The following is a 16241-nucleotide window of genomic DNA, read 5'->3' as shown; positions in this document are numbered from 1 at the left end:
GTTACGCCGCCGCAGCGGGTTTGCGTTCCAGGCCCTTGCGGTCGTAGAAGCGGGTGATGGCGAGGCCGAAGACCAGGCCCAGCAGCAGGCCCAGGGCGGCCATCCAGCAGCCTCGGGACAGGCCCGCTGCGGCGCTGCCGTCGAAGTAGAGGATGGAGCGGGTGCCCAGGAAGACCTGGTGCATGGGCTCGAAACTCGACAGCCAGCCGAAGTATTTGGGGGTGGCCTCGATCGGGACGGTGCCGCCGGAGGAGGGCAGGCCCAGGATGATGAAGACGATCAGGTTGACGATCAGGCCCGCGGTGCCGACGGCCGCCAGCACCGAGGTGCAGGTGACGCCGACGGCGGTGATGACGAACGCGCCGTAGAGGAACAGCAGGAACGGGCGGTCGATCGGCATGCCCAGCGCCTCGCCGATACCGAGCAGTGCGGCCGAGACCGTCACCGACATGACCACTACCGCAGACCATTTCAACAGCAGCGTGCGCACCCGGGAGATCGGCGTGCGCGGATAGTGCACGTACCACGGACCCCATTCGGTGGGCAGGAAGCCCAGCGCCGAATCGAGCAGCTGATGGATGATCATCGCCCCGACCATGCCGACCAACAGCAGGAGCAGGCTGTAGAAGAACGCGGTCAAACCCTCACCCGAACCGCCGGGCAGCGGATGGAATTGCTGCGTAACGATATCCAGCGGATTGGTCAGGGTGACCATGGTGGCCGCGGTCAATTCCGGTGCGGGCGGCCCGCCGGGCGCGGGTGTCAGCGTCGTCTTGACCTGTTCGGTCAACTGCTTACCGACCTGCGCGTTCACCTGCGTGAGTGCCTGCGCCCCGAACTTCTGCACGATGGCCGTGGTGAACGCCCCGGTGCGCGGATTCGTTTGCAGGGTGATGGTCGGCCGGGTGATATCCCCGGGCACCACACTGCCGACGCCGAGAATGCCGAGCCGCTTGGAGAAATCGCTCGGAATGATGATGGTGCCGTACACCTTCGCCGACTGCATCTGCAGCTGCGCCTCGTTGATGCCGAGCACGCGCAGATCGATCTTGTCCGTGGGCACCGCCTGTTGCAGCCCGGCCGCGACCTGATCACCGAAGTTCACATGCTTGGTCGCACCGCCGGTGCTCAGATCATCGCCGACATCCTGATTCACCAGCGCGATCGGAAAATCGTGCAGATTCTTCTCGGGATCGACGATGTAATCGAGGTACATCACACCGAGCAGCGAGGCCAGCAGCGTGACCACCACGATCGGAAACGCCCACCTGAAAGGGCTCAAACGACGGGTAGGACTGGACTCCGAAACCTCGGTGCTCGCCACGCCCGAACGCTAACAGCAAAGCCGTCGCGATGCGGGTTATCCCAGCGGTGGGTTGCGCTGTGGTTACCAGTACTATGGGTCCTGCCCCCCGCCCGCCGAACAGGGAGCAAACACGGTGACCCTGCCCCCCGCCGACACCACCCTCGATGAGCCCGAAAACGAACCCCGCGAAGAGTGCGGAGTGTTCGGTGTCTGGGCGCCAGGCGAGGATGTGGCCAAGCTCACGTACTACGGACTTTACGCGCTGCAGCATCGCGGGCAGGAGGCAGCCGGCATCGCCGTCTCCGACGGTTCGCAAGTGCTGGTCTTCAAGGATCTGGGCTTGGTGAGCCAGGTTTTCGATGAGCAGACGCTCGCCGCCATGCCCGGCCACGTCGCCGTCGGCCACTGTCGCTACTCCACCACCGGGTCCACGACCTGGGAGAACGCCCAACCGATCTTCCGCACCACCGCTGTGGGTTCCGGAATCGCGCTGGGCCACAATGGAAATCTGGTCAACACCGCCGAATTGAGTTCTCGCGCAAGGGAACTGGGCCTGATCAATGGCCGGGTCGCGGGCAATATGGCCGCCACCTCCGATTCCGATGTGATGACCGCGCTGCTCGCGCACGCCGCCGCCGACAAGAGCATCGAGCAGGCCGCGCTGGAGCTGCTGCCGACCCTGCGCGGCGCCTTCTGCCTCACCTTCATGGATGAGCACACGCTGTACGCCGCGCGCGATCCGCACGGTGTGCGCCCGCTCTGTCTGGGCCGCCTGGATCGTGGCTGGGTGGTCGCCAGCGAGACCGCCGCCCTCGATATCGTCGGCGCCTCCTTCGTGCGCGAGATCGAGCCGGGCGAACTGCTGGCGATCGACGCCGACGGTGTGCGCTCGTTGCGGTTCGCCAACCCGACCCCCAAGGGTTGCGTCTTCGAAATGGTGTACCTGGCCCGTCCGGACAGCACCATCTCCGGTCGCTCGGTGCACGGCACTCGCGTGGAGATCGGCCGCCGCCTGGCGCTCGAGCATCCCGTCGAGGCCGATCTGGTCATCCCGGTGCCGGAGTCCGGCACCCCCGCCGCCGTCGGTTACGCGCAGGGTTCGGGCGTGCCGTACGGGCAGGGCCTGATGAAGAACGCCTATGTCGGGCGCACCTTCATCCAGCCCAGCCAGACCATCCGCCAGCTCGGCATCCGGCTCAAGCTGAATCCGCTGCGCGATGTGATCCGCGGTAAGCGACTAATCGTGGTGGACGACTCCATCGTGCGCGGCAACACCCAGCGCGCCCTGATTCGAATGCTGCGCGAGGCAGGCGCTTTGGAGATCCACGTGCGGATCGCCTCGCCGCCGGTCAAGTGGCCGTGCTTCTACGGCATCGACTTCGCCTCGCGCGCGGAGCTGATCGCCAATGGAGCCGGGCCCGACGGCATCGAGGGCACCAGCATGGATGACATGGTGGAGGGCGTGCGCCGCTCCATCGGCGCGGACAGCCTCGGGTACATCTCCTTGGACGCCATGGTCGCCGCCACCGAACAGCCGCGTTCGCGCCTGTGTTGCGCCTGCTTCGACGGCGACTACCCGATTCCGCTGCCCACCGAGGCGGCCATCGGCAAGAACCTGCTCGAGAGTGTGCTCACCGGCGCCTCCGAGGCGGAGTTGCTGGCCGACAACGCGAATGCGAGCGCACTGAGCCGCCCGTAATCCCCGGTATTCGAAACCCCGTGCCCGTCCGCGATATTCGCGGGCGGGCACGGGGTTTTCTCGTGCATGGCGCGCGCTCATAGCGCACTCGTAGCGCGGCTGCCGCGCGTCGAGTCCGCACCGGGCTCCCGGGCCGCCCCGCGCCCCTGCGCGACATTGCTCGCGAATTGCTCTGTCGCAGTTGAGACATCGGCCTGGTCGGGCATATGAGGCAAAAGTGATTAATTTGTTCGTATTCGCAACATTCCGGTTATAACCGGTCGATACTGTCCGCAGCCAAACGAAGTCCACCGCGGCGCGGCGGGGTCGCGACCCGGCCCACGCGCCGCGTGAGAAAGCAGGGCGGTATGCGCGCGAAAAGTATTGCGGCGGTGGGGCTGGCGGGCCTCACCATGCTCGCCGCGGCGGGATGCGGTTCCGGGCGAACCGGAGGGGACAGCGGGGACGCGGGACTGGTGGTGGGCACCACCGACAAGATCTTCTCCCTGGACCCGGCCGCCGCCTACGACAACGGATCACTGCTGGTGGAGACGCAGGTCTACCAGTTCCTGCTGAATACCCCACCGGGGGAGGCGGTTCCGAAACCGGACGCCGCGGAGAAGTGCGGATTCAGCACCCCGACGGTGTTCACCTGCACCCTCAAGAAGGATCTGAAGTTCGCCAACGGCAATCCGCTCACCGCGAACAGCGTGAAGTTCTCCTTCGACCGAATGCTCAAGATCAACGACCCCAACGGTCCGGCCTCGCTGCTCGGCAATCTGGACCACACCGACGTCGTCGATCCGACCACGGTCAACTTCACCCTCAAGGTCGCCAACGATCAGACCTTCGCCGCCATCCTGCCCACCCAGGCCGGACCCATCGTCGACGAGAAGGTGTTCCCCGCGGACAAACTCCTCGACGACGACGCGGTGTGGAAGGCCAAGCCGTTCTCCGGGCCGTACACCATCACCAGCTACGACAAGAACAAACTCGTTGCCTACCAGGCGAATCCGGACTACAACGGCGTGCTGGGCAAGCCCAAGACCGACCGCGTCTCCACCAAGTACTTCGCCGGGTCGGAGAACATGCGCCTGGACGTGCAGAACGGTGATATCGACGTGGCCTGGCGCTCGCTCGCGCCCACCGATATCGAGTCACTGCGCAAGAACGACAAGGTGACCGTGAAGGAGGGCCCCGGCGGCGAACTGCGCTACATCATCTTCAACATGAACACCATGCCGGGCGCCACCCCGGCGGCGAAGCTCGCGGTGCGCAAGGCGCTCGCCTCCTCGATCGATCGTGAGGCGCTCTCCACCGGCGTGTACAAGGGCACCTACGCCCCCGCGTATTCCTCTGTGCCGCAGGGTGTTCCGGGAGCCACCGAACCGTTCAAGGAAATCTACGGCGAGAAGCCGAACAAGACCGCCGCGGCCAAATTCCTCGCCGACGCGGGCCTGCCGACCCCGGTCGAGCTGAATATCCAGTACAACACCGATCACTACGGCAGCACCTCGTCCGAGGAGTACGCCGCGCTCAAGAGCCAGCTCGAGGCCAGCGGACTGTTCAAGGTGAATCTGCAATCCACCGAATGGGTTTCGTATCAGAAGGAACGCGTCAAGGACACCTACGCGATCTTCCAGTTCGGCTGGTTCCCGGACTACCCGGACGCCGACGACTACCTGACCCCGTTCTTCGGGACCAATAACTTCCTGCAATCGCATTTCGAGGATCCGCGCATCAACGCCGAACTGCTGGCCGAGGTGACCGAACCCGACAATGCCAAGCGCATGGCGGCGCTGGCCACCGTACAGCGTTCGCTCGCAGCGGATTTCATTCCGATCCTGCCGCTGCTGTCCGGTAAGCAGATCGCCGTCTCGGGCAAGAACGTACAGGGCGTGGAGAACACCCTCGACCCGTCGTTCAAGTTCCGGTTCGGAGTGCTCAGCAAGTGATCTCTGGTCAACTGCTGCGGTACCTCGGGGTACGGCTGCTGCTGATCATCCCCACCACCTGGATCCTGGTGACAGTCGTATTCTTCCTGATGCGGGTGGTGGGCGATCCGATCACGGCGGCGCTCGGCGGGCGCCTGCCCGCCGATCAACTGGCGGCGCGCAAACACGCCGCCGGGCTGGATCGGCCCATCCTGACCCAGTACTGGGAGTACATCAGCAGACTCCTGCACGGGGATTTCGGCCGCTCCCAGGACAATCGGGCCATCACCGAGATCGTCACCCACTACGGTGCTGCCACCCTCGAACTCGTCTTCTGGTCACTGCTGGTGGCATTCGCGGTCGGCGTCCCGCTGGGCCGCTTCGCCGCCACCCGCCGTGACACGGCCGCCGACGCCGGATTGCGACTGTTCGCGATCCTGGCCTACGCGGCCCCGGTGTTCTTCGTCGGCCTGCTGCTGAAGCTGATCTTCTCCGTGAAACTGGGCTGGCTGCCCGCCTCCGGGCGCGCCAGCACCAATGTGGAACTGGCACTACAGCATGTCTCACCGAAGACCAATGTCCTGTTCATCGACGCCATTCTGTACGGCGATCCCGGATACCTGCTCGATGTGCTCAAACACACCGTGCTGCCCGCGATCGCGCTCGGACTGCTCACCGCGGGAGTCTTCCTGCGCCTGGTGCGGATCAACCTGATCCAGACCCTGCGCAGCGACTACGTGGATGCCGCCCGGGCCCGGGGGCTGTCGTCGCGAGTGGTCACGCGGCGGCACGCCTTCCGCAATGCGCTCATTCCCGTCGTGACGGTAATGGGCATGTACATCGCGTCCATGCTCGGCGGCGCGGTACTCACCGAGCGCACCTTCGATTGGAAGGGGCTCGGCTATCAACTCACCGAATATCTGACCCAGCGCGATTTCGTTGCGGTGCAAGGCATTGTGACGTTCCTGGCGCTGGTGGTGGCGGTCATGAGTTTCCTGGTCGATGTGATCGTCGCGCTGATCGACCCGAGAGTGAGGTTCTGATGACCGCTCCGGAAGTGGTGACCGACCCGGCCGTCGCCCCGCTCACTGTGAGGGGGAGCAGGCGCGGTCTGCCGGGACTGCGCCTGTTCAGCCTGACGCACGGATTCCAGCGCGCCACACTGATATTGGGGCTCGCACTGATCGCGGTATTCCTGTTCGCGGCGGTGTTCGCACCACTGATCGCACCCTACGGATTGGCCCAGAACGCTTCGGACGGCGTCGATTTCGTGCGCCAGCAGGCGCCGTCCGCCGAGCATTGGCTGGGCACCTCGGTGCGCGGCGAGGACGTGTTCTCCCGCGTGCTGTACGGCGCGCGCACCGCGCTGTACGTCATCGGCGTATCGCTGGTGCTCTCGCTGTTCGTCGGCGTCCCACTGGGTTTGATCTCCGGATATATCGGTCGCTGGGTGGACCGCGTACTGGTGCTGTTCATGGACGCCATGTACGCGTTCCCCACCCTGCTGCTCGCCATCGTGGTCTCGATCATGGTGGCGGGCGGCAACTCCAGCAAGCTCGGCGGCGTACTGTCCGCCGCCATCGCCATCACGGTTATCTTTGTGCCGCAATACTTTCGAGTGGTGCGCAATGCCACCGTCGCGGTCAAGAACGAACCGTACGTGGACGCCGCGCGGGTGAGCGGGGCGTCCACCGGTCGCATTCTCTACCGGCACATCTTCGCCAATGTCACCCAGTCGCTGCCGGTGATCATCACGCTCAACGGCGCGGAAGCCATTCTCACCCTGGCCGGACTCGGCTTCCTCGGCTTCGGCATCGAACCCACCCAGGCCGCCGAATGGGGTTTCGACCTCAACAAGGCGCTCCAGGATGTGCCCAACGGCATCTGGTGGACCGGCGTATTCCCCGGCGCCGCAATCGTTCTCGTGGTGCTGGGAATGACGCTGGTCGGCGAGAGCCTCAATGAAGTCCTGAACCCGCTGCTGCGCACCCGCCGCGGCGTGGACGCCGCCGCACCGGAACCGGAGGCCGCCGATGCCTGAACAACCCGACCCCGGCGTCCCCGCCGAGCCCGAAAAGCGCAGTGCCGAGCCCGAAAAGCGCAGTCCCGCACTGTCCGTCGACGGACTGTCGGTCACCTTCGCCACCGACGCCGGGGCCGTGCACGCGGTCGCCAATGTCTCCTACCGGGTGTACCCGGGCGAAGTTCTCGCCGTCGTGGGCGAATCCGGCTCCGGGAAATCGGTCAGCTCGCGCACCGCGATCGGGCTGCTGCCGGCCACCGCACGGGTGAGCGGCACCGTCACCCTGGGCAGCGCCGAGATCACCAGGATGAGCGAACGCCAGCTCACCGCACTGCGCGGCGGCGATATCGCCATGGTGTTCCAGGAACCCGGCTCCGCGCTGGATCCGCTCTTCACCGCCGGGTACCAGATCATGGAAGCGCTACGCGCGCACAGCGATATGAGCCGCGTCGCCGCCCGCACCCGAGCCGTCGATCTGCTGCGGCTGGTCGGACTGCCCGAACCCGAACGCCGCGTCAACTACTACCCGCATCAGCTCTCCGGCGGTCAGAAACAACGCGTCATGATCGCCATCGCCATCGCCTGCGAACCCAAGGTGATCATCGCCGACGAACCCACCACCGCCCTCGATGTGACGGTGCAGGCCGAAATCCTGGAACTGCTGCGCGATCTCCGCGACCGCATCGGCAGCGCCATCGTCCTGATCACGCACAACATGGGTGTTGTCGCGGATATGGCCGACCGTGTTGTCGTCATGCGCGCCGGGCGCGTCGTCGAACAGGCTTCCGTCGACGACCTTTTCGCCAACCCCACCCGGGAGTACACGCGCGCATTGCTGGCGGCGGTGCCCCATCTCGGGGCGTCCACGCGCGTGGCTCCGGTGGTCGCCGAACCCCGCGACTCCGCCGCGCCCGCCACGATGCCGGTGCTGGAGGTCACCGACCTGACCGTGGAGTTCTCCAGCGGTCTGCGCCGCGCCGCGTTCAGGGCGGTGCAGGGGGTGAGCTTCAGCATCGCGCGCGGCGAAACCCTCGGCCTGGTGGGCGAATCCGGATCCGGCAAATCGACCATCGGTCGCTGCGCCGCCGGATTGCAGCGCGCCACAGGAGGATCCGTGCGCGTACTCGGCTCCGAACTGACCGGACTCTCCGAACGCCGGCTTCGACCCCTGCGCCGCCGCCTCGGCTTCGTCTTCCAGGACCCGGCCACCTCCCTCAACCCGCGCCTGACCGTCGGCGACTGTGTGGCCGAACCATTGGTCGTGCACCGCACCGCCAAGGGCGCGGCCATGCGCGATCGAGTCCGCAAACTCCTCGATGACGTCCAACTCCCCGAGGGCACCGAAAAGCGCTACCCGCACGAACTTTCCGGCGGCCAGCGCCAGCGCGTCAGCCTGGCCCGCGCCCTCGTCCTCAATCCGGATCTCCTCATAGCGGACGAACCGACAAGTGCCCTGGACGTTTCCGTCCAAGCCAAAGTCCTCGAACTCTTCGCCGAGCTACAGCGCGAATGCGGCTGGGCCTGCCTGTTCATCAGTCACGATCTCGCCGTCGTCGACCAGCTCGCCGACAATGTCGCGGTCCTGTGCAACGGCGAAGTGGTCGAGCAGGGCCCCCGCGACGACATCCTGCGCAATCCCGCCCAGGACTACACCCGTCGCCTGGTGGCGGCGGTTCCGGTCCCGGACCCGCAGGAGCAGCGCCGTCGCAGAGTGGAAAGGCAGCGGCTGATTTCGTGAGGTGCGGTTAAGTCTGGAAGCTCGGCGGATTGTCTGCTATGAGGGGAGGTCGGACGTCCTGCGATCGACTCCGGTACCGTGAGCAGGCATCTATCCGTCCGATTCGGCTTGGAGCTTTCCCCGACAATGACTGAACAGACACCCAGTGGCGCCGGTGCTTCCTACGCGGCAGCCGGAGTGGATATCGAAGCTGGCGACCGCGCAGTAGAGCTGTTCGCACCGCTGGCCAAGAAGGCTTCCCGGCCCGAGGTACAGGGTGGAATCGGCGGATTCGCTGGTCTGTTCGCACTCAAGTCCGGGTACAAGGAGCCGCTGCTGGCTTCCTCCACCGACGGCGTCGGCACCAAGATCGCCATCGCGCAGGCCATGGACAAGCACGACACCGTCGGCCTGGACCTGGTCGCCATGGTCGTCGACGACCTGGTCGTCTGCGGCGCCGAACCGCTGTTCCTGCAGGACTACATCGCCGTCGGCAAGGTCGTGCCCGAGCGCGTCGCCCAGATCGTCGGCGGTATCGCCGAGGGCTGCATCCTGGCCGGCTGCGCCCTGCTCGGTGGCGAGACCGCCGAACACCCGGGTCTGATGGGTGCGGACGATTACGACATCTCCGGCACCGGCGTCGGTGTCGTCGAGGCCGACGCCGTGCTCGGCCCCGACCGCGTCCGCCCCGGCGACGTAATCATCGGCATGGGCGCCTCGGGCCTGCACTCCAACGGCTACTCGCTGGCCCGCAAGGTGCTGCTGGACATCGACCGCATGCAGCTGTCCGGGCACGTCGAGGAATTCGGCCGCACCCTGGGTGAGGAACTGCTCGAGCCCACCCGCATCTACGCCAAGGACTGCCTGGCCCTGATCGCCGAAACCGATGTGCGCACCTTCTCGCACGTCACCGGCGGCGGCCTGGCCAACAACCTGGCCCGCGTGCTCCCGGCCGGACTGGTCGCCGAACTGGACCGCGGCACCTGGAGCCCGGCCCCGGTCTTCAAGCTGATCGCACAGCGCGGCCGCGTCGAGCGCGCCGAAATGGAGAAGACCTTCAATATGGGCGTCGGCATGGTCGCCGTGGTGGCCCCCGAGGACGCGGACCGCGCCCTCGCGGTGCTGACCGCCCGCCACATCGACTGCTGGACCCTCGGCACGGTCAAGAAGGCCAAGGACGCCGACGCCCCGCGCGCGGTGCTGCTGGGCGACCACCCGCGCTTCTAGCCACAACGACACACGGCCCCGGTTACTCCATGGAGTAACCGGGGCCGTGCTGTATGTCTGGAATGTCGTGCAGTATGTCTGAATTGCCGGATATCGTTGCGGCCCGCCACCTTCGGAGCACCGAGTAGCCCGGAATACCGCACACGTGAATTCCGGTGTGCCGGTACAGAACACACATCGGCGTCCCGCCCTGACGGAGGGGACGCTGCCGTGTCATCACATCTTCGATGTCGCCGAAGACTCGGTGCACATCAACGTGCCAATGGGGAGGCCATCACGGCCTCCCCTTGGTGCGTCGACAATCCGAGTCAGCGGCGCCAGTCGTCGTAGTCGTCTTCGTCCCAGCTCGACTGCGAATCTTTCGCGTCGTGCTCGTCGGAAAGCACACCACTCCGCGGCAAGTCGGAGGGACTCCCTCCCAGCTCCTTTTGCAGGCTCTGGAAGTCGGTCGGCGTCGAGCTGTACTTGAGCTCGCGCGCCACCTTGGTCTGCTTTGCCTTAGCCCGGCCACGGCCCATGGCTGACCCCCTCGCGTCACTGCGGGGCGGCCTGGGGTGGTTTGGCGGCCCCGTTCGAATTAATAATCTTCCTGACAGACACTTTAGCGTGTGTCCGGCGGTCTCGCTTCCAGGAGTGGGTGAGAAACCGTCGAAGTGCCCCCGGAGACCACCGCGGCAGGCCGTCCGGGACCGTCGGAATCGAGGGCGCGCGAGGGGGCGCGGCGGTTAGAGCACCCCCGGAACAGCTCGGATGACACCCACCCGGGCACCGCCGCCGAACACCGCCGGGGCCGCCAATTCCGCGTGCTCGTCGGTCCATTCGATACCCATACGCTGCAACAGCGCGAGCGTGAGCGGCAATCGAGCGCGATCCGCGCCGTCATCGATCTTGTACGCGAAGGCCGAACCATCCGGCAGCGCGCCCGCGTGCACACCGTCCGCGCCGATCTTGCAGACCAGTCCGGGAGTCGCGGTCATGACGCGAAAATCTGGTCCGTCCGTGCCGGAAATCACTCGCGGATGCGAACGGATCGCATCCGCCACCCGGCGCTCCGGGCTATTTTCCGGCGCGGTGGCCAATTTCGCGTAGGCGCGAGCCAGATTCACCAGTGACACCGGCACGATCGGCAGACCGCAACCGTCGATGCCCAGATCCGTCTCCGGCTCACCGGTGACATCGATGATCGTGGCCAGCACCGCCTGCTGCAGCGGATGCGCGATATCGAGGTAGCCGGTGGTCGGCCAGTCATTGATGCGGCAGGTCGCGAGCATGGCGGCATGCTTGCCCGAGCAATTCATGAAAATCCGGCGGGCCGCTTTACCGCGCTCACTACCGGCCAGCGCCTGCGCGCGGGCCTGCTCCTCGAACGGCAGATCGGGCGGGCACTCCAGCTCGTCCTCGGTGAAACCGAAACGATCCAGCAGCCGCTGGACGAGCTCCACATGATCGGGCTCACCGAAATGCGAGGCCGTCGAGATCGCCAGCTCGGCGCCGTCGATCGGTTCGAAACCATTGCGCAGCAGGGTGAGTGCCTGCATCGGCTTATTGGTCGACCGCGGGAAGATCGGGCCGTGCACCGCGCCCACCTGCACCAGCGGCTCGCCGTCCGGGGCCAGCACCACCGCGGAACCGCGGTGCACGCATTCGCGGAAACCGGAGCGCACCACCTCGACCAGATCCGCGTTCACGCCCGGAACACCCGGTGCGCTCATCCTCGAGCCCCCTTCTCTGCCGCAGCCGATACCGCCTGTCGTCCGGGGTCCGCCGCCGCGGTGGTCCGGTCCGGATGCCGCGCATCCGTTTTCGACGCGCCGTCCGCGGCGGCCTGCTGTGCCGCGCGCATTTGTGCCGCGCGCGCGGCGTTCTCGTGGCGGCGGCGATGCCGTTCGATCTGCATGCGCACATCGTCGGAGATGGTCGGCTCGGATTCCAGCAGCAACTCCAGGCGGGTCATATCCGCGCCGGTGAACAGATCCCGGACGGTGACCCCGTGCGCGGGGGTGTGCAGCACCCGCACCTCATCGCCCGCACCGATCGCACCCTCGGTCAGGACGCGGAAGTACGCGCCCGTATTCGATTGCGCGGTGAACCTTTTCACCCACTGCTGCTCACCGGACCAGTGCTGGAAGGTCGCGCACGGCACGCGCGGCGCGGACACCTCCAGCACGGTGTCGCCGATCGCCCAGCGCGCGCCCAGCACCGCATCGCTCACCGGCAGACCGGCGATGCGCAGGTTCTCACCGAACCAGCCCGCCGCCAGCTCGCGCTCGAGTTCGGCGGACCAGCCCCGCGCGTCCTCCTCGGCGTAGGCGTACACGGCCTGATGTACGCCGCCGTGATGGTCGACATCGCACACGTGATCGCCGTCCAGTCCGAGCGCGCGCACCGGAACCCGGTGCGGCACCGGACGTTTGTCGATGGCCGTGCGCCCCACCCGGCCCGGCACCTCGAGTTCCTCGTGCAGGACGCAGACCGCGAGCACCCGGCCCGGTGCGGCGGCATCGCTGCTCATCGGCCGCGGAGCTTTTCGACGGCGAGCCGGCCGGCCTGCGGTTCGTCATGAGCGGGAACGGAATCCGGGTCGATGGCGGCGGCGGTGGGGCCCGCCGCCAGCGGAGTGTCCGCGGGGACATTGCGTTTCACCAATGCCAGCGCGATCGGGCCGAGTTCGTAGTGGTCCACCACGGTGCCCAGCACGCCCACCGCGCGACCGGCGGCGGTCACCGCGTCGCCGGGGACGGGGCGGTCGTCGGCGGAGCCGTCCAGGTGCAGCAGCACCAGATTGCGCGGCGGCTTACCGAGATTGTGAACGCGGGCCACGGTTTCCTGGCCGCGATAGCAACCCTTGTTCAGGTGCACCGCGCCGTGCTCGGCGATACCGCCGACCCAGTTCGCCTCGTGCGGGATCGTGCGGTCATCGGTGTCGATGCCGATGCGCGGGCGCAGGGACGCCACGCGCAGGGCTTCGAAGGTCCAGGAACCGGCGGCCTCCACGCCCGCCGCGCGCAGCCGCGTCCACCAGGAGGCGAGGTCGGCGCGGGGGACGATCAGGTCGAAGGAGTCGGCGGTGGGCCAGGGCATGCGGCGCAGGAAACCGCCGCCGGGCAGCGCCACGGCCCGATAGATCTCGGGAAGGCTTGCGATGCCCAGAGTTTCGGTGAGGTCCGCCACGCGCGGGCCGAACAGGCTCAGCATCGGGTGCTCGGGGGCCGCCTCGGGCTTGGCGTCCGCCCAGAAGACCATCTTCTGCAGGAAGGCGAGCAGATCGGGGCCGCGGGCGGCCTCGGTGTCGATCCACACCGTGCCGTCCAATTCGGTGAGCACGAAGTGGTGCAGTACGCGGCCGTTCAGATCCAGGTCCAGATCCTCGGCGGACTCGCCGTCGCGCAGTTCGGCCACGGCCTGACTGGAGATGGTGTTGAGCCAGCTCAACCGCTCTTTACCGGTAATGCTCAGCACGAACCGATGGGATCTATCCACTATCGCGGCGCGCTGTACGGCGGCGCGCTGCTCGCCCAGCGGATCCCCGTAATGCCACGCGACCGCCGCATCCGGTGATTCGGGCGGCCCCGCGACAGCCCCTGGAACCTGAAGAATCGGACTGGGTGCTACCTCGAAGGACACCCCACCACACTAGCGGTGCCGAATTTCGGCCGTCGTCTGCGCTTACGGGACTGTGATCTGTATTGCCGGGTTGGCGAGTTCTGCGGCGTCGTTATCACTCCGTGACAGGGGTCTCTGCCCTAGGCTCGGGCGCATGGTGGAACGGGTTCTGGTGACTCTTGACGGCGCGATCCGGGATCCGGACGCGCCGCTTCTGTATGCGGACGATATCGGGGCCCTGCGCGGCGACGGGATCTTCGAGACGGTGCTGGTGCGGGGTGGTGTGGCCTGCGCGCTGGAATTGCACCTGGCTCGGCTGCGCCGTTCGGCCGAGGCCCTCGAACTGCCTGTCCCGGATCTGGACGCGTGGCGCTTCGCGGTGGAGCTGGCGGCCGAGGAATGGGGGAGCGCCGAGGAGGGCATGCTGCGCATGGTCCTCACCCGCGGGCGTGACAGCGATCACGGTAGCGGAGTTGGCAAACAATCAGCTACCGCGAGCGGGGTGCTTGCCGGATCCGAACCCGCCACCACCGGTTACGTTTTGGTCGTCCCCGTGCAGGAGCGGGTGAAAGCCGCGCGCGCCGAGGGTGTTTCGGTCATCACGCTGTCCCGGGGCATCTCCATCGATCTCGCCCAGGCCGCGCCCTGGCAGCTGCTGGGGGCCAAAACCCTTTCGTACGCAACGAATATGGCCGCGCTGCGCTTCGCCCGGCGCATGGAGGCCGACGATGTGATCTTCACCAGCACCGAACACCGCGTGCTGGAGGGTCCGCGTTCGACAGTGGTTGTGGCGCGCGAGAATCAGCTGATCACACCGCCCGCGCGCAATGGCGTACTGCCCGGCACCACGCAGCGGGCGCTGTTCACCCAGGCGGAGAAGGCGGGCTGGGACTGCCGCTACGAACCGCTGTTCACCGCGGATCTGATCACCGCCGACAGTGTCTGGATGCTGTCCAGCGTGACCCTGGCCGCGCGGGTGAAATCCCTGGACGGGCTGCGCATGTCGGCCCCGGACAATGCCCCGGAGATCGCCACGCTGGTGGATCGGGGTATCGCGCTGCCGGGCAGTGTCTCGGACTGGTAGTCCGGTCGGAAAGTCCGTTTGCATGATGAGCGCCACGTTTACGCGGCGCTGATCAGGGCCGAAGTCGGCCCGGGTATCACATTCCAGCAAATTCCTGGCGACTGTGGCGCGGCGCATGTTGATCTGAACGGCGTAAGGCGTAATCTTCGGTACTACGTCATGTCGTAGATCGGCTGGAGGTCGGATGAGCGTCGTTGATTTAGCGCGCTGGCAGTTCGGAATCACCACCGTCTATCACTTCATCTTCGTGCCCCTGACCATCGGACTCGCGCCGCTGGTGGCGGGCATGCAGACCGCATGGGTGATTACGGGCAAAGAGCATTGGTACCGCCTCACCAAATTCTTCGGGAAGCTCTTCCTGATCAACTTCGCCCTCGGCGTCGCCACCGGCATCGTGCAGGAATTCCAATTCGGCATGGCCTGGAGCGAATACTCCCGCTTCGTCGGCGACGTCTTCGGCGCACCGCTGGCCATGGAGGCGCTGGTCGCCTTCTTCCTGGAATCCACCTTCCTCGGACTGTGGATCTTCGGCTGGACCCGGCTGCCGAAAAAGGTGCACCTGGCCACCATCTGGCTGGTCGCCATCGGCGTGAACGCCTCGGCGTACTTCATCGTTGCCGCCAACTCGTTCATGCAGCACCCGGTCGGCGCGGAATACAACCCGGAGACCAAACGTGCTGAGCTGACCAGCATTTGGGCGCTCATCACCAACAACACCACGCTCGCGGCATTCCCGCACGTGGTCGCGGGCGCGTTCCTGACCTCCGGCACCTTCGTCGCCGGTATCGCCGGCTGGTGGATGGTGCGGCGCGTGCGACAGGGCCAGATCGCAAGCGACACAGCACCTGTCGAGGAGGCTCGCACCATGTGGCGGCCCGCCGCGCGCATGGGGCTGTACGTGGTGCTGGTGGCCTCGGTCGCACTCGTGTTCACCGGTGACATCCAGGGCAAGCTGATGTTCAAACAGCAGCCCATGAAGATGGCGTCCGCGGAATCGTTGTGCCACACCGAAACCGATCCGGACTTCTCCGTCCTGACCGTCGGCACACACAACAACTGCGACAGCGTGGACCACCTCATCGAGGTGCCGGGTGTGCTGCCGTACCTGGCCGAAGGCAAATTCAGCGGCGTCACCCTCGAGGGCGTCAAGGATCTCCAGGTCTCGTACAACGAGAAGTACGGGATCGGCGACTACCGGCCCAACCTGTTCGTCACCTACTGGACCTTCCGCGCCATGATCGGCTTCCTGGCGGGCTCACTGCTGTTGGCGCTGGCCGGATTCTGGGTCACCAGGCGCGGGCGGGTACCGGACGCGAAATGGTTCTCCTGGCTGTCGCTGATCGCCATCACCACCCCGTTCCTGGGCAATATCTCCGGCTGGATCTTCACCGAGATGGGCCGCCAGCCCTGGGTCGTCGCACCCAATCCGACCGGTGACCCGCACATTCGAATGACGGTGCAGCAGGGCGTCTCCGGCGTCACCGCGGGCACCATCGTCACCTCGCTCGTCGTCTTCACCCTGCTCTACGGTCTGCTCGCGGTCGCCTGGTTCTACCTCATGCGCCGCTACGTGGTCGCGGGACCGGAGGAACCGGCCCCCACGGACACCGGGCCGCGCATGACCGGGGACACCGTCGACAAGCTTTCCTTCGCCTACTAGGAGCCGAGG

At 66.4% G+C, this 16241-nt stretch carries 13 protein-coding genes; 8 read left to right on the top strand and 5 right to left on the bottom strand.

What is annotated here, in order from left to right; genetic code table 11:
- Position 1: 1 nt before the first annotated feature.
- Entirely contained in the window at positions 2-1324 is a 1323-nt protein-coding gene (locus tag ACFVUS_RS18165) for a YhgE/Pip domain-containing protein (RefSeq protein WP_387767161.1), read from the bottom strand.
- A gap of 115 nt (positions 1325-1439) precedes the next feature.
- Here ACFVUS_RS18165 and purF point away from each other — a divergent pair, with 115 nt between their 5' ends.
- The 6 genes from purF to purM all read left to right on the top strand — a co-directional run bounded on the left by purF (position 1440) and on the right by purM (position 9885).
- The gene (gene purF / locus ACFVUS_RS18160) at positions 1440-3005 is read left to right on the top strand and encodes an amidophosphoribosyltransferase (protein WP_387767158.1); all 1566 of its coding nucleotides are present in this window, start codon (positions 1440-1442) and stop codon (positions 3003-3005) included.
- Between the two features lie 392 nt (positions 3006-3397).
- Positions 3398-4939 carry an ABC transporter substrate-binding protein gene (locus ACFVUS_RS18155; protein WP_387769961.1) on the top strand — a complete coding sequence of 514 codons (1542 nt, stop codon included), beginning with the start codon at positions 3398-3400 and terminating at the stop codon, positions 4937-4939.
- Positions 4939-5961: an ABC transporter permease gene (locus ACFVUS_RS18150; protein WP_387769958.1), complete on the top strand. Its 1023-nt coding sequence runs from the start codon at positions 4939-4941 to the stop codon at positions 5959-5961. Before ACFVUS_RS18155 ends, ACFVUS_RS18150 begins: the two co-directional genes overlap by 1 nt.
- Positions 5961-6959, top strand: coding sequence for an ABC transporter permease (locus ACFVUS_RS18145; protein WP_387767155.1), 999 nt, complete (start codon positions 5961-5963; stop codon positions 6957-6959). Before ACFVUS_RS18150 ends, ACFVUS_RS18145 begins: the two co-directional genes overlap by 1 nt.
- Positions 6952-8679, top strand: coding sequence for an ABC transporter ATP-binding protein (locus tag ACFVUS_RS18140; RefSeq protein WP_387767152.1), 1728 nt, complete (start codon positions 6952-6954; stop codon positions 8677-8679). The genes ACFVUS_RS18145 and ACFVUS_RS18140 overlap by 8 nt, the downstream gene beginning before the upstream one ends.
- Positions 8680-8805: 126 nt before the next feature.
- Positions 8806-9885: a phosphoribosylformylglycinamidine cyclo-ligase gene (gene purM, locus ACFVUS_RS18135; protein ID WP_364641645.1), complete on the top strand. Its 1080-nt coding sequence runs from the start codon at positions 8806-8808 to the stop codon at positions 9883-9885.
- A gap of 308 nt (positions 9886-10193) precedes the next feature.
- Here purM and ACFVUS_RS18130 read toward each other — a convergent pair whose 3' ends face one another.
- The 4 genes from ACFVUS_RS18130 to ACFVUS_RS18115 all read right to left on the bottom strand — a co-directional run bounded on the left by ACFVUS_RS18130 (position 10194) and on the right by ACFVUS_RS18115 (position 13509).
- Positions 10194-10403 (bottom strand): DUF3073 domain-containing protein, encoded by a 210-nt coding sequence (locus ACFVUS_RS18130; protein WP_387767148.1) that lies wholly within the window; start codon positions 10401-10403, stop codon positions 10194-10196.
- Positions 10404-10610: 207 nt separating this feature from the next.
- Complete coding sequence (locus ACFVUS_RS18125; protein WP_387769955.1) at positions 10611-11573, bottom strand: asparaginase; 963 nt, start codon at positions 11571-11573, stop codon at positions 10611-10613.
- Between the two features lie 20 nt (positions 11574-11593).
- Positions 11594-12397: an MOSC domain-containing protein gene (locus ACFVUS_RS18120; RefSeq protein WP_387767145.1), complete on the bottom strand. Its 804-nt coding sequence runs from the start codon at positions 12395-12397 to the stop codon at positions 11594-11596.
- Positions 12394-13509, bottom strand: coding sequence for a YgfZ/GcvT domain-containing protein (locus ACFVUS_RS18115; RefSeq protein ID WP_387767142.1), 1116 nt, complete (start codon positions 13507-13509; stop codon positions 12394-12396). Before ACFVUS_RS18115 ends, ACFVUS_RS18120 begins: the two co-directional genes overlap by 4 nt.
- A gap of 133 nt (positions 13510-13642) precedes the next feature.
- Here ACFVUS_RS18115 and ACFVUS_RS18110 point away from each other — a divergent pair, with 133 nt between their 5' ends.
- On the top strand, positions 13643-14572 hold the full coding sequence (locus ACFVUS_RS18110; RefSeq protein WP_387767139.1) for an aminodeoxychorismate lyase: 930 nt from the start codon (positions 13643-13645) through the stop codon (positions 14570-14572).
- A gap of 184 nt (positions 14573-14756) precedes the next feature.
- Positions 14757-16232, top strand: a complete 1476-nt coding sequence (locus tag ACFVUS_RS18105; RefSeq protein ID WP_387767136.1) for a cytochrome ubiquinol oxidase subunit I — start codon at positions 14757-14759, stop codon at positions 16230-16232.
- The last annotated feature ends 9 nt before the right edge of the window (positions 16233-16241 follow it).

This window comes from Nocardia sp. NPDC058058 (assembly GCF_042885355.1).
In the GTDB taxonomy this organism is placed as follows: Bacteria; Actinomycetota; Actinomycetes; order Mycobacteriales; family Mycobacteriaceae; genus Nocardia.
The sequence above is the reverse complement of the archived record's forward strand: the minus strand, read 5'-3'. Positions and strand labels throughout refer to the sequence as shown.

Excerpts from the sequence above, each read along its gene's own strand:
- ACFVUS_RS18155 (WP_387769961.1), top strand. The coding sequence starts at position 3,398 with ATGCTCGCCGCGGCGGGATGCGGTTCCGGGCGAACCGGAGGGGACAGC.
- ACFVUS_RS18145 (WP_387767155.1), top strand. The coding sequence starts at position 5,961 with ATGACCGCTCCGGAAGTGGTGACCGACCCGGCCGTCGCCCCGCTCACT.
- ACFVUS_RS18140 (WP_387767152.1), top strand. The coding sequence starts at position 6,952 with ATGCCTGAACAACCCGACCCCGGCGTCCCCGCCGAGCCCGAAAAGCGC.
- purM (WP_364641645.1), top strand. The coding sequence starts at position 8,806 with ATGACTGAACAGACACCCAGTGGCGCCGGTGCTTCCTACGCGGCAGCC.
- ACFVUS_RS18130 (WP_387767148.1), bottom strand. The coding sequence starts at position 10,403 with ATGGGCCGTGGCCGGGCTAAGGCAAAGCAGACCAAGGTGGCGCGCGAG.
- ACFVUS_RS18120 (WP_387767145.1), bottom strand. The coding sequence starts at position 12,397 with ATGAGCAGCGATGCCGCCGCACCGGGCCGGGTGCTCGCGGTCTGCGTC.
- ACFVUS_RS18110 (WP_387767139.1), top strand. The coding sequence starts at position 13,643 with ATGGTGGAACGGGTTCTGGTGACTCTTGACGGCGCGATCCGGGATCCG.
- ACFVUS_RS18105 (WP_387767136.1), top strand. The coding sequence starts at position 14,757 with ATGAGCGTCGTTGATTTAGCGCGCTGGCAGTTCGGAATCACCACCGTC.